The organism is Salinicola avicenniae (assembly GCF_023736115.1).
In the GTDB taxonomy this organism is placed as follows: domain Bacteria; phylum Pseudomonadota; class Gammaproteobacteria; order Pseudomonadales; family Halomonadaceae; genus Salinicola; species Salinicola avicenniae.
In genome coordinates this window covers 165,652-178,515 of the sequence record NZ_JAKQZC010000002.1, presented here as the reverse complement: position 1 = coordinate 178,515, position 12,864 = coordinate 165,652, and the positions used below count along the sequence as shown (strand labels likewise).

Here is a 12,864-nt window from a genome sequence, read left to right as displayed (position 1 = left end):
CTTGAGTCGCCACGCGGCCACCTGCGGGCCGTTTAACGATTTCCGGACCAGTTGAGGAGACAGCGAAGCACATGGCAGTTCACAACTACGACGTCGTGGTCATCGGCTCGGGGCCCGCAGGTGAGAGCGCGGCGATCAACGCGGCGAAGCACGGCAAGCGCGTGGCGATCATCGAGAAGCAGTCAGCGGTCGGGGGTAATTGCACCCATTGGGGCACGATCCCTTCCAAGGCGCTGCGCCATCAGGTCAAGCAGATCATGCAGTTCAACACCAACCGCATGTTCCGCGATATCGGCGAGCCGCGCTGGTTCTCCTTTCCGCGCGTGCTCGAGCGTTCCCGGGTCACGATCGATCAGCAGGTCGAGCTGCGCACGCAGTTCTATGCCCGCAACCGCATCGATCTGTTCTTCGGCGTGGCGCGATTCCGCGACGAGCACACGGTCGTGGTTCGCGACAATCATGAGGGTGCTGAGGAGCTGATTGCCCAGCAGTTCGTGGTGGCGACTGGCTCGCGGCCCTATCGCCCGGCGGACGTGAACTTCCGTCACCCGCGCATCTACTGTTCCGACACCATTCTCGGGCTCTCGCATACACCGCGCACCCTGATCATCTACGGTGCCGGCGTGATCGGCTCCGAGTATGCCTCGATCTTTTCCGGGCTGGGCGTCAAGGTCGACCTGATCGACACGCGCGAGCGCCTGCTGTCGTTTCTCGACGACGAGATCAGCGATGCACTCTCCTACGAGCTGCGCAACAACGGCGTACTGATTCGGCACAACGAATCCTACAGCAGCGTCGAGGGTGACGAGTCCGGCGTGGTGGTCAACCTGCAGTCGGGCAAACGGCTGCGCGCCGACGCCTTTCTGTGGGCCAACGGGCGCACGGGCAACACCGACGAGCTGGGGCTGGAGACCATCGGCCTTCAGGCCAATGGCCGCGGTCAGTTGCAGGTCGACGATCATTACCGGACCGACATTCCACATATCTATGCGGTCGGTGACGTCATCGGCTGGCCCAGTCTGGCCAGCGCCGCCTACGACCAGGGGCGTAGTGCCAGCGATGAGTTCCTGGGCGAAGAGTTTCGCTTGGTCGAGGATATTCCGACTGGCATCTACACGATTCCCGAAATCAGCTCGGTAGGCCGGACCGAGCGTGAGCTGACCGAGTCGAAGGTGCCTTACGAGGTGGCTCAGGCTTTCTTCAAGGATACCGCTCGCGCACAGATCACCGGCGACACCGCCGGCATGCTCAAGATTCTCTTTCACCGCGAGACGCTCGAGATTCTCGGCATCCACTGTTTCGGTGATCAGGCCTCCGAAATCGTGCATATCGGGCAGGCGATCATGCAGCAGAAAGGCGAGGCCAACAGCCTGCGCTACTTCATCAACACGACCTTCAACTACCCCACCATGGCCGAGGCCTATCGCGTGGCCGCACAGAACGGGCTCAACCGATTGTTCTAAGCGCTATCGTCATTGGCTGGCTGCTGTCTCGACGCCCGGTCTTGTGACCGGGCGTCTTACGTTATTCTTCCGGTATCTGTGTGGCTGATCCGCCGGCTGCGTCCTGTCGTTTTCGCTTCTCGCGCTCTTCGGCAAGCTGTAGTGACGGGTTGCGATAGCGATAGACGCGCAAGCTGGGCAGGAATGGCTCGTCCTCGAGACGCTGGTCGGCCCGCCGGGCGCGGGTTCGCGTCGCCGGAGGGTGGGTCGGCGGATCATTGAGATGGGGGAGCCGGCCGGACGGGGCGGGGATGAACAGGGGGAGCGGCAGGTTCATGGCGCGGCGCAGACGACCGTCTTCCAGCGCTTCGCGAAAGAAGAGGTTGGCGCGCATGACCGGCGCCTGCTGCTGAACCTGTGCCAGCGGCTCGCCATCGGGTACGTTGCCCAGCTGGCGCAGCTGTAGCTGGATATGGGTGGCAGCGATATCCATCTGCTGCAGCCGTGCTTCGGCGTCGGCCACGCTGAGCCGCTTGATCGAGCGGCCGCTGGTGTACCAGGCCAGCCGCACGCGTGACAGCGGTGCATCGGCCACCGGTAGTTGGCGCCAGCACTGTTTCAGATGCAGCCTCGCCAGTCCTTGACCCCGAAGGTGGTCATGAAGCCCGGGGTGGCGAAAGGGTAAGACTGCCTTGATCTCGGGGATCAGTTTCGGTGCCGATTCGCGAATTCGCTTCAGCGTGGCGGCGAAACGGGCCTTGCTGGCGTTGACGCGGTGAACGCCGGCCATCAGTGTTTCATCGGCGACAATCAGACCGATATAGTTGCGGGTCTCGCGGCCATCCTGTCCATCCTGATACCAGAAATCGGTCAGGGCGCGGCGTAGCCACTCGGCGTCCACCGTGGCGCCGCCCAGGGCCCAGGCAGACGTCGGCGCCGCCGCGAAACGGGAAGCCAGGCCATCGACGGCCTCGATCAGGCGATCGAAGTCCGCTTCCAGCTCGGCCAGCAGGCGGTATTGCAGTTCCATGTCGTCTCCTTGCGTGCGCCGTATTTTATACCGTTATCTTGATGGCCAGGCAATAACACGCAGATGCGGCAGGCGTCAGAACGGCCGGCGACGAGCCGGCCTTGGCGATGTCAGCGGTCGCGGTAGCGTCGGGTCAGGTCGCCGTAGGCGTCGACGCGACGATCGCGGAGGTAGGGCCACATGCGACGAACCTGCTCGCTACGCGTCAGGTCCAGCTCGACCAGCAGGTTCTCGGACGATTCACCGGCATGCGCCAGAAACTCGCCCTGCGGCCCACAGATAAAGCTGCCGCCCCAGAAATCGATTCCCTCGCCGACGCCGGAAAGATCCGGCTCGTGACCCACGCGGTTGGCGACGATCACCGGTAGGCCATTGGCAACGCCATGGGCGCGCTGAATCAGCGTCCAGGCATCCTTCTGGCGTTGTTTCTCCGGCTGGTCGTCGGGCGGATGCCAGCCGATGGCGGTCGGGTAGAGCAGCAGTTCGGCGCCGGCCAGCGCCATCAGGCGGGCGGCCTCCGGGTACCACTGGTCCCAGCACACCAGCACGCCGAGACGTCCGACCGAGGTGTCGATCGGCTCGAACCCCTGACCGGCATCACCGTCGCCAGGCGTGAAATAGAATTTTTCGTAGAAACCCGGGTCGTCGGGAATATGCATCTTGCGATAGTGGCCGACCCGCCCCCGGCCCCGGTCCATGACCACGGCGGTGTTGTGGTAGAGGCCGGGTGCGCGACGCTCGAAGATCGAGCCGACGATGACGATGTCGAGTTCGCGGGCGAGTGCGGCCAGAGTCTGCGACGTCGGGCCATCCAGGGGCTCGGCGAGGTCGAAAAGCTCGGCGTCCTCGCTCTGGCAGAAATAGTGGGTGGCGTGCAGTTCCTGCAGCAGCACCAGTTCAGCGCCGCGCCCGGCCAATTCGCGTATGCCGGCCTCGCTGGCTTCGAGACTTCGCGTTTTCTCGGGCCAGGCCGACTGCTGGACCAGGCCTACCTTCAGTGTTTTGGACATGCTGTCTCCTTCGAGAGTCTTGGCAGGTGACCGCGTGAGTGTCTGCCGCCTATCGGTCCGGCCACCGGCTAAGGGGGCGGTGGTTGCTCAGCTCGGCGAGGCCGCGAGGGTGCCTTGTGGCAGCTGCATGGTCAGGCAGTGCAGGCTGCCATGCTGCCGGATGACCGCACGGCAGTCGATCGGGATCACGTCACGACCGGGGAAGGCGGCATCCAGGGCGCGCAGTGCCTGCCAATCCGCCGGGTCCGCATAGGTGGGGACCAGCACGGCGCCATTGATGATCAGGAAGTTGGCGTAGGTCGCCGGCAAGCGGTGGCCATCTTCCGGATCGTGACAGGCGCGCGGCCATGGCAGGGGCACCAGACGGTAAGGCGATCCATCTTCGCGCCGTAGAGCCTTCAATTCCTGCTCCATCGCGGCCAATGCCGCATAGTGCGGGTCGTCGGGATCATCGCAGCGGACGTAGGCGATAGTTGCCGGGTCGCAGAAACGGGCCAGTGTATCGACGTGGCTGTCGGTGTCGTCGCCCTCGAGATACCCGTGTTCCAGCCATAGCACGCGCGAAATGCCGAGATCGTCAGCCAGGCGTCTCTCGATGGCATCGCGATCGAGGGTCGGGTTGCGGTTGGGGTTGAGCAGACACTGACGGGTAGTCAGCAGGGTGCCTTCGCCATCGGTATCGATGGCACCACCCTCGAGCACGAGCTCGCGAGTGACAAGAGGCGCCGAGAAGACCCCCTGGTCCGCCAAGGCACGATTGAGACGGTTATCACGGTCGGCGGCAAACTTTCCACCCCAGCCGGTGAACACATAGTCCAGCAGCTCGATTGCGCCGTGATGTTCGATCGCGATGGGGCCGTGATCCCGAGCCCAGGTATCGTCGCTTTCCACGACAAGCAGGTGCAGGCGCTCAGCGGGGACGCCGAGGGCCAGAAAGCGTGCCTCGAGTCGCGCCTGCAGGCCGGCATCGAACACGCTGACGAGCACTGGTTGGTAGCGCGTGATCGCGACGATCAGCGCTTCGAAGGTGGCTTCGATGCGTTCGAGGAGCGGCGCCCAATCGCTGTCGGGGGCCGGCCAGGTCAACTGAATGGCGTCCTGAGGGTGCCATTCGGGGAACAGACGCGGGTTCATGGTGGTCTCCATAGCGGGACGCGGCATTGTAGAGCCTGGCAGGTGCGATGCAAGCGCTTCGCTGCGGGTTCCCGCAGCCCGCGGCGGCGGCGTCGAATTCGGCCTGTCGCGCGGCCAGTGTAGCGTGCGCTGCAGGTCAGACAAGCCCGGCGTGGCCGACGCGAGCGGGACGTTTGCTGGGGCACCGAAAACCCGTACCATGAGCCGCTGCTGACAAGGATGCGAATTCGATGCTCGACCGATTACCCTTTCTCGTGGGGCTGCGCTACGTGCGCGCCAAGCGACGCAATCACTTTATTTCGTTCATCTCCCTGACGTCGATGCTCGGCCTGTCCCTGGGTGTGGCCGTGCTGATTCTGGTGCTGTCGGTCATGAACGGCTTCGACCATGAACTGCGCACGCGCGTGCTGGGTATGGTGCCGCACACGCGGATCGAACAGCAGGGTGGCATGCAGGACTGGAAGGCGCTGGCGGAACGCGTCAGCGAGCATCGCAACGTGGTGGCTGCTGCCCCCTATGTACAGCAGCAGGGCATGTTCTCTGCCGGCGGCCGCACTCAGGGCGCGCTAGTCACCGGTGTCGAGCCGTCCTACGAGCACGATGTCTCGATCATTGATCAGCATATGCAGTCGGGAACGCTCGACGACCTGTCGCCCGGTAGCTGGCATGTCGTCCTGGGGGATCTCCTGGCGCGCAATCTGGGGGTCGGGGTCGGCGACCGGGTCACCTTGCTGGTGCCGGAAGCGTCGATCACGCCGGGTGGCGTATTTCCGAGGCTCAAGCGATTCACGGTCAGCGGGGTCTTCAAGGTAGGCGCCGATCTGGATGCCAATCTGGCCTATGCCAATATCGAGGACATGCAGACCCTGGCCCGGCTTGGCGACAAGGTGGACGGGCTGCGCCTCGAGCTCGACGACCTGTTCCAGGCCGGCCCGGTGACGCGAGACATCGTCTCCTCGCTGGGAGCCGGCTATCGCGGCCTGGACTGGACCTATACGCACGGCAACCTGTTCCAGGCGATCCAGATGGAGAAGCACATGATCGGCCTGCTGCTGATGGTGATCGTTGCGGTGGCAGCCTTCAATATCGTCTCGACGCTGGTGATGGTGGTCACGGACAAGCACGCGGACATCGCGATTCTGCGCACCATCGGCGCCACGCCGCGCTCGATCATGGGTATCTTCGTGGTGCAGGGGCTGGCGATCGGCCTGATCGGCATCGTGATCGGCGTGGCTGCCGGCATCGCGCTGGCCTTGTCGATCTCGGATATTATCGCCTGGGTCCAGGCGGTGACCGGGATCCAGTTTCTCGATCCGAACGTCTATTTCATCAGTTACCTGCCATCACGGCTGCAGGGCAGCGACGTGGGGGTGATCGTCTCCAGTGCGCTAGTCCTGACGTTCCTGTCGACGCTCTATCCCGCCTGGCGTGCGGCGCGTATCCAACCGGCAGAGGTTCTGCGCTATGAATGATATCTCCACTCGCAGCAACGCCGAGATCATGTTGAATTGCCGCGACCTGACACGAATCTACAGCGAAGGGCCCCAGGACCTGACGGTTCTCGACCATCTCGATCTTGAGGTTCGCGCCGGCGAGCGGGTCGCGGTCGTCGGTAGTTCGGGGTCGGGCAAGACCACCTTGCTGAACCTGCTGGGCGGGCTCGACCGCCCATCGCATGGCGAAGTCGTGATCGGTGGCCAGTCGCTCGCCGGCCTGGGTGAGGCGGCGCTGGGGCGTTTTCGCAATCGCTATATCGGCTTCGTCTATCAGTTCCACCATCTGTTGGCGGAATTCACGGCGGCGGAGAACGTGGCGCTGCCGCTGATTGTCCGCGGCCAGGGGCGCAAGGCAGCGACCGACCGAGCGCGCGGTATTCTGGATCGGGTGGGCATGGCACCGCGCAGTGACCATAAGCCGGGCGAGTTGTCCGGCGGCGAGCGGCAGCGTGTGGCCATCGCCCGAGCGCTGGTGACCGACCCGAGCCTGGTGCTGATGGATGAACCCACCGGCAACCTGGATCAGACCACGGCGTCGCACATCCTGGGATTGATGGATGAACTGGCATCGACCACTGACTGCGCGTTTGTCGTGGTGACGCATGACCTCTCGCTGGCGGCACATCAGGATCGCACGCTGCGGCTCGATCAGGGGCGTTTGAGCGAAGGCGGAGCCCGCGTAGCCCGCGCTGCCCTCGGGCAGCGCTCAAGTTCACGCCGCCCTGGACGATGATTCGTTCAGGGCGGCGTTGTCATTGAGGGCCTGATGCAGGCTGGTCAACTTCTCTGAACGGAAATCGCCATCCCGCGTGATGTTGTCGACATCGGCTCGATGCGTGGGGCGAAGGAACCGGCAAGCGTCAGGAGTGCTGGCGTCGTGCGCGACGTCGTGCGCGACGTCGCCAGCTGCGGGAGACCTGCCAGCGCCAGATGACGCGAATGAGCAGGTTGCTGGTAATGGCGAGCGCAAGGCCCACGGCGAACGAGCCGACGAAAAGCGGGACGACGATGTCTGCCATCTTCTCCGCGATCCAGGCAGTCGTGATGTGATCCGGTACCGCGCGTGCCGGAGTATCCAGTAGCCAGGCCCCGACGCGATAGTTGAAGTAGAACACGACCGGCATGGTGAGCGGATTCGTCAGCCACACCAGGCTGACCGACAGCGGCAGGTTGCCGCGCAGGCAGTAGGCGCCGAAGGCGGCGACCAGCATTTGTCCGGGAATCGGCAGCATGGCGGCAAACAGGCCGACCATACAGGCGTTGGCGACGCTACGCCGGGATAGCATCCACAGGGTGGGGTCGCCCAGCATGTGGTGCATGAAGCGCAACGAGCGAGTCCGCTGCAGCCTCTCCTGGCTGGGAATGTAGCGTTGTAACCATCGACGAGACATGAGGCGGCTCGCTGGAGAAGAGGGCCCATTATCCATACAACATCGTGGCCTCGCCATGACCTGGGTGACGCGAAAGGACGATCGACGTGAGTTGGCCGTTTCTCGGTTGCCGACGCCCGCCGCGCGTCGGCTGGGCGATGCCGCTCGCGCTCGCCGCCCTGGCCGGTGCGCTGGTCGGTGATCTCCCCGCCTGGCCGCCACTGCCGGTGTGGTTGCCAGCGCTGCCGTTACTGCTGGCGCTGGCCTGTCGTCGCGGCATCTGGCCAATGCTGCTGATGGCGCTGTTTCTTCATGGCGTGCAGGGGAGCGGCGAGGTGCGTCACTCGCGTCTGCCGGCGGCGATGGCAGGGCAAGATTTCGTGCTCACCGGGCGGCTGTCACAGGTCGATGCCGAAGCGCATCGCACCCGTTTTCGGCTGTCGGTGGCGCGTTGCCACGCGCTCGAGCCCGCCGGCCGCTGCCCGCCACTGTCGAGCGTTAGGTTGTCGTGGTACGGCGCGCCGATGTTGGCCGCCGGCGAACGCTGGCAGCTCACGGCGCGGCTGCGTGAGCCGCTGGGTTTCGCCAATCCCGATACCTTCGACTACGGTGCCTGGCTGCGCCGCGAGCATATCGATGCCTTGGGTTATGTGCGAGGTGACGACGCGGCGCGCCTGAGTCACGCCTCTTTCTCGCTACGTCGGGCGGCATTGGAGCGGCTCGATGACGTCTCGCTGACGCCGTTGGCACATCGCTGGCTGGCGGCCCTGACGCTGGGTGCCGACGACCGGTTGAGCGACGCCGATTGGGAGCTGTTCAACGCTACCGGCACGACACATCTGATGGTGATCTCCGGTCTTCACGTTGGCCTTGTTGCCACGTTGGTCCTGTGGCTGCTGCGAATCGCGGCACGGGGGTGGCAGCCGCACGCCTGGCGCATGCAGGTGTGGCCGTGGTGGGGGGCCGGCATGGCCGCCTTTGCCTATGCGGGACTAGCCGGGTTCGAGCCTCCTGCCATGCGTGCTGCGATCATGGCAAGCATTGGACTGTGGGCGGCCAGCGGTCGCCATGCCCCGGGGTGGTGGCAGGCCTGGTGGTTGGCGCTGGCGGCGGTGTCGGCGACCGACCCGCTGGCGCCGTGGCGGCCCGGGGTTTGGCTGTCATTCACCGCCGTTGCCGTGCTGATCCTGGCCTGGTCCGGGCGTCGGGTGCCACACGGCGTGAAGGGGTGGCTCTTGGCGCTATTGCGCAGTCAGTGGCTGCTGGCCCCTATCATGGCGGCTGCGGTCCTGCTCGCTTTCGATCGCTTCGTACCGCTGGCGCCGCTCGTCAACCTGATTGCGGTACCGCTGGTTAGCAGCGTAATGGTGCCGCTGGCCTTTGTCGGCTGGCTGGCCGTCGCCTGGCCCCCGCTGGCGGTCTGGCTCTGGTGGCCGTTCGAGCGAGTGGCGCATCTGCTGTCCCTGGGGCTAGCGCAGGCCGGAGAGGCCATGCCGGTCTGGTCGCTACAGGCTTGGTGGCAAGAGCCGGTCGCCGCGGCGCTGCTGCTGTGGGGCTTGATCTGGCTGCTGCCGGGGCTGACGTGGCGATGGCGCGCTGCGGCGTCCGGGCTCCTGCTGGTGTCCGTCGGCTTGCTGCAGCCGCCAGCGCTGGCACCTGACGAGATGACGGTGACCGTCTATGACGTCGGGCAGGGACAGCTTGTCGAGATCGATACCGCCCAACGGCAGGTCCTGGTCGACACTGGCCCCCGATTTTCCTCCGGTTTTATGCCGGCCTCGCTGCTCTGGCCGCCGGGGCGGCATTTCGATGACGTGATCGTGACACATGGCGATGTCGACCATGCCGGCGGGGTGGCGGCGCTGCGGCGCCAGCACGAGGTAGCGCACTGGTGGGCGCCGCGCGGCAATGAGCTCGGTCTGCCGTCCCGTCCCTGTGAGGCGGGCCTGGTCTGGCAGGATGGTGCGACGACTTGGCGCTTCCTGTCGCCCCCGGCGAACGCTGTGGCACTGGACCGAAACGACCGTTCCTGTGTTCTTCTGATAAGTAGCGGGCGGCACCGGGTGCTGATCACGGGCGATGCGAGTGCGGCGAGAGAGCGGGCGTTTGTCGCGGCCCTCGGCAAGGCGCGCCTCGATCTGCTGGTCGCCGGACATCACGGCAGCGCCACCAGTTCGTCACCGGCTCTGGTGGCGGCAGCGCGGCCACGGGATGTCATCTTCAGCAGTGGCCGCGACAACGCCTTCGGTCATCCTGCCGCCGAGGTCGTCGAGCGTTTCGAGGCCGCCGGTAGCCGTCTCTGGAATACGGCCTACGATGGTGCCGTCCGCGCCAGCTTTGGCGCGGATCGGGTCGAGATCCACGCGCAGCGCCAGCCGGGCTGGTCGCGACGCTCGGCTGTCGACCGCTCTGATGTTGGGGTAGAATCCAGCCCCTGAATGCGCCCGCGTCGCGCGATGACGGCCTCTTCTGCTGTCATCATCTTCCCGCTCGGTGCGTTATCCCGGTGGGGTAGATGCGAGCCGGGCACCGAGACCTCTTCAGCAGTCGAACGGAGTTACCGTGTCAAGAGCTTCCAGTTGGGCACTCTATCGACGTCTTCTCGAATACGTGCGCTCGGAATGGCGTTCGTTTTTCCTCGCCGTACTGGGCTATGCCATCTACGCGGCATCCAGTACGGCGCTCGCCGAAATGATGAAGCGTCTCATCGACGGTATCCAAGAGCCGGATGCTGCCTTCCGCTTTTTCCTGCCGCTGTTCGTCATCGGCATGTTTGCGACCCGCGGGGTCGGGACTTTTCTCGGCACCTATTTCATGAGCAACGTGGCACGCAACGTGGTGCACCGACTGCGCTGCAACGTGTTCAACCATATGCTGCATCTGCCCGGGCGCTTCTTCGACATGCACTCGAGCGGCCACCTGATCTCGCGCGTGACCTATCATGTCGAGCAGGTGACCGGCGCGGCGACCAGCGCCATTACCATTGTGCTGCGCGAAGGCCTTTTCGTGATCGGATTGATCGGCTATCTGTTCTGGACGAACTGGCTGCTGACACTGATCTTCATGGCAGTGACGCCCCTGATCGGCCTGGTGGTGCGCTATACCAGCAAGCGCTTCCGACGGATCTCGCGGCGCATCCAGAACTCGATGGGTGATGTGACCCATGTCGCCTCGGAGGCGCTGACCGGTTACCGGGTCGTGCGCACCCACGGGGCGGAAGAGTACGAGAAACGCCGCTTCGAGGCGGCCAGCAACTACAATCGCGAGCAGAGCATCAAGGAGGCGATGACCAAGGCGACGAGCACCCCGATCATCCAATTGCTCGTGGCGCTGGCGCTGGCTGGCCTGGTCTGGCTGGCCATGGCGCCAGAGCTGATGGACGCCATGACCCCGGGCGAATTCGTTGCCTTCATCACCGCCGCATCGCTGATGGCTAAGCCAATCCGCTCGCTCACCGACGTCAACAGCATCATTCAGAAGGGGCTGTCGGCTTCGCAGGAGCTGTTCGGACTGCTCAATCAACCGACCGAGATCGACGACGGCGAGCGTGAGCCCCAGCGTCTGGCCGGCCACGTCCGTTTCGAGAACGTCCACTTCGCCTATGCCGAGGATCAGCCCGAGGTGCTCAAGGGCATCGATCTCGAGGTGCCCGCAGGGCAGATGGTGGCGATCGTGGGGCGCTCCGGCAGCGGCAAGTCGACGTTGATGGGGCTGTTGCCGCGTTTCTACCGGCCGACGGCAGGGCGCATCTTGATCGACGACGTGGATATCCAGACGTACCAACTGTCGCCGCTGCGCCAGCAGATCGCGCTGGTCTCGCAGCAGGTCACGCTTTTCAATACCACGATCGCCGAGAACATCGCCTACGGGGCGCCGGATTCCAGCCGCGAGCAGGTCGAGGCAGCGGCCCGGGCGGCCTATGCGCACGAGTTCATCGAACGCCTGCCCAACGGCTACGACACCCTTGTGGGCGACAATGGCGTCATGCTCTCCGGGGGGCAGCGCCAGCGGCTGGCGATTGCTCGCGCGATCTTCAAGGATGCGCCGATTCTCGTACTCGACGAGGCGACCTCGGCGCTCGATACCGAGTCGGAGCGTTACATTCAGCGGGCCCTCGAAGAGGTCTGCAAGGGACGCACGACATTTGTCATCGCGCACCGGCTATCCACCATCGAACGTGCCGATCGCATTGTCGTCATGGAGCAGGGGCAGCTGATCGAGAGCGGCACGCATGCCGAGCTGTTGCGGAAGGAGGGCGCCTACGCCTCGTTGCACCAGCTGCAGTTCCAGGAGGAAGCTTGACGCCGATCGAGCGGGCCTGGTACCGAGACGCCCGCTGGCTGACGCTACTGGCGCCGCTGGAAGGTCTCTACCGGCTGCTGGCTGGCCGCCGTCGCCAGGCCTATCTCGAAGGCCGGCGTACGGTATGGCTGCCGCCAGTGCCGGTGATCGTCGTCGGCAATCTGTCGGTGGGCGGCACAGGCAAGTCTCCGCTGGTTGCCTGGCTGGTGCGCTGGCTACAAATGCAGGGCTGGCAGCCGGGTATCGTCTCGCGTGGATACGGCGGCAAGGCGGCGAGCTATCCGCTGCTAGTCTCGCCGGCCACGCCGGTGGCGCAGAGTGGTGACGAGCCGTTGATGCTGGCGCAGCAGACCGGCGTCGCCGTGGCGGTGGATCCGGATCGGCCGCGTGCCGCGCGGGCGCTGTTGGAACAGGCCGGCTGCGATATCGTGATCGCCGATGACGGCCTGCAGCACTACGCGCTGGGACGTACCCTGGAGCTGGCCGTGGTCGACGGGGCGCGAGGCTTCGGCAATCGCCGCTGTCTGCCGCGGGGGCCGCTGCGCGAGCCATTGGCGCGGTTGGGCGAGGTCGATGCGCTGGTGGGCAACGGTGGCTTCTCGGCACTGCAGGCCGATGATGGCTTGCGCGTCGACGGCGAGCAGCGAACCCCGCGTTTCGCGATGACTCTAGTGCCGGTCGGTTGGCGGCATTTGCTTGACGGGTGCCGGCGACCGGTCACGGAATCACCGGCGGCCGCAGGCGAATCGGTCGCGGCCATCGCCGGCATCGGTCATCCGCAGCGTTTCTTCGATACGCTTGATGCCTTGGGCATCGCGCACGAGGCCTACCCCTTTTCCGATCATCACCGCTTCTCCGCGGTCGATCTGCCGGCAGCGTCGACGATCCTGATGACGGCCAAGGATGGGGTGAAGTGTGCCGATTTGGCCGACGCGCGCTGCTGGGTACTGGATGTGGAGGCGCGTCCCGAGCCGGATTTCGAGGCCTGGCTGCGCGAGCAGCTCGAAGCGCTTGCGATGGCGAGGGATTGATGCGAATGGCGGTCCGCGTCTAAATATTAGCGATCTCTGGTGCTTGGCG

At 65.0% G+C, this 12,864-nt stretch carries 10 protein-coding genes; 6 read left to right on the top strand and 4 right to left on the bottom strand.

Going from position 1 to position 12,864, the window contains the following annotated elements; translation table 11 throughout:
- The first annotated feature begins 71 nt into the window (after positions 1-71).
- On the top strand, positions 72-1,463 hold the full coding sequence (gene sthA / locus MC381_RS04320) for a Si-specific NAD(P)(+) transhydrogenase (protein ID WP_251976505.1): 1,392 nt from the start codon (positions 72-74) through the stop codon (positions 1,461-1,463).
- A gap of 61 nt (positions 1,464-1,524) precedes the next feature.
- Here sthA and MC381_RS04315 read toward each other — a convergent pair whose 3' ends face one another.
- The 3 genes from MC381_RS04315 to MC381_RS04305 form a co-directional block, all read right to left on the bottom strand.
- Positions 1,525-2,472, bottom strand: coding sequence for a DNA replication terminus site-binding protein (locus MC381_RS04315; protein ID WP_251976504.1), 948 nt, complete (start codon positions 2,470-2,472; stop codon positions 1,525-1,527).
- A 110-nt stretch (positions 2,473-2,582) separates the two neighbouring features.
- On the bottom strand, positions 2,583-3,482 hold the full coding sequence (locus MC381_RS04310) for a carbon-nitrogen hydrolase (protein ID WP_251976503.1): 900 nt from the start codon (positions 3,480-3,482) through the stop codon (positions 2,583-2,585).
- An 87-nt stretch (positions 3,483-3,569) separates the two neighbouring features.
- Positions 3,570-4,616: an agmatine deiminase family protein gene (locus MC381_RS04305; protein ID WP_251976502.1), complete on the bottom strand. Its 1,047-nt coding sequence runs from the start codon at positions 4,614-4,616 to the stop codon at positions 3,570-3,572.
- Between the two features lie 230 nt (positions 4,617-4,846).
- On the opposite strand from MC381_RS04305, the gene MC381_RS04300 reads away from it, so the two are divergent.
- Entirely contained in the window at positions 4,847-6,088 is a 1,242-nt protein-coding gene (locus MC381_RS04300; protein WP_251976501.1) for a lipoprotein-releasing ABC transporter permease subunit, read from the top strand.
- Positions 6,081-6,845 carry an ABC transporter ATP-binding protein gene (locus MC381_RS04295; RefSeq protein WP_251976500.1) on the top strand — a complete coding sequence of 255 codons (765 nt, stop codon included), beginning with the start codon at positions 6,081-6,083 and terminating at the stop codon, positions 6,843-6,845. The genes MC381_RS04300 and MC381_RS04295 overlap by 8 nt, the downstream gene beginning before the upstream one ends.
- A 127-nt stretch (positions 6,846-6,972) precedes the next feature.
- On the opposite strand, the gene MC381_RS04290 is transcribed toward MC381_RS04295, so the two are convergent.
- Positions 6,973-7,503, bottom strand: coding sequence for a DUF2062 domain-containing protein (locus MC381_RS04290; RefSeq protein ID WP_251976499.1), 531 nt, complete (start codon positions 7,501-7,503; stop codon positions 6,973-6,975).
- A gap of 86 nt (positions 7,504-7,589) precedes the next feature.
- On the opposite strand from MC381_RS04290, the gene MC381_RS04285 reads away from it, so the two are divergent.
- From MC381_RS04285 to lpxK, 3 genes are all read left to right on the top strand, one after another.
- On the top strand, positions 7,590-9,920 hold the full coding sequence (locus MC381_RS04285) for a DNA internalization-related competence protein ComEC/Rec2 (protein WP_251976498.1): 2,331 nt from the start codon (positions 7,590-7,592) through the stop codon (positions 9,918-9,920).
- A gap of 124 nt (positions 9,921-10,044) precedes the next feature.
- Positions 10,045-11,784 carry a lipid A export permease/ATP-binding protein MsbA gene (gene msbA / locus MC381_RS04280; protein WP_251976497.1) on the top strand — a complete coding sequence of 580 codons (1,740 nt, stop codon included), beginning with the start codon at positions 10,045-10,047 and terminating at the stop codon, positions 11,782-11,784.
- Positions 11,781-12,815, top strand: a complete 1,035-nt coding sequence (gene lpxK / locus MC381_RS04275; RefSeq protein ID WP_251976496.1) for a tetraacyldisaccharide 4'-kinase — start codon at positions 11,781-11,783, stop codon at positions 12,813-12,815. The genes msbA and lpxK overlap by 4 nt, the downstream gene beginning before the upstream one ends.
- The last annotated feature ends 49 nt before the right edge of the window (positions 12,816-12,864 follow it).

Coding starts and splice junctions, on each gene's coding strand:
- sthA (WP_251976505.1), top strand. CDS start 72: ATGGCAGTTCACAACTACGACGTCGTGGTCATCGGCTCGGGGCCCGCA.
- MC381_RS04315 (WP_251976504.1), bottom strand. CDS start 2,472: ATGGAACTGCAATACCGCCTGCTGGCCGAGCTGGAAGCGGACTTCGAT.
- MC381_RS04310 (WP_251976503.1), bottom strand. CDS start 3,482: ATGTCCAAAACACTGAAGGTAGGCCTGGTCCAGCAGTCGGCCTGGCCC.
- MC381_RS04305 (WP_251976502.1), bottom strand. CDS start 4,616: ATGAACCCGCGTCTGTTCCCCGAATGGCACCCTCAGGACGCCATTCAG.
- MC381_RS04300 (WP_251976501.1), top strand. CDS start 4,847: ATGCTCGACCGATTACCCTTTCTCGTGGGGCTGCGCTACGTGCGCGCC.
- MC381_RS04295 (WP_251976500.1), top strand. CDS start 6,081: ATGAATGATATCTCCACTCGCAGCAACGCCGAGATCATGTTGAATTGC.
- MC381_RS04290 (WP_251976499.1), bottom strand. CDS start 7,503: ATGTCTCGTCGATGGTTACAACGCTACATTCCCAGCCAGGAGAGGCTG.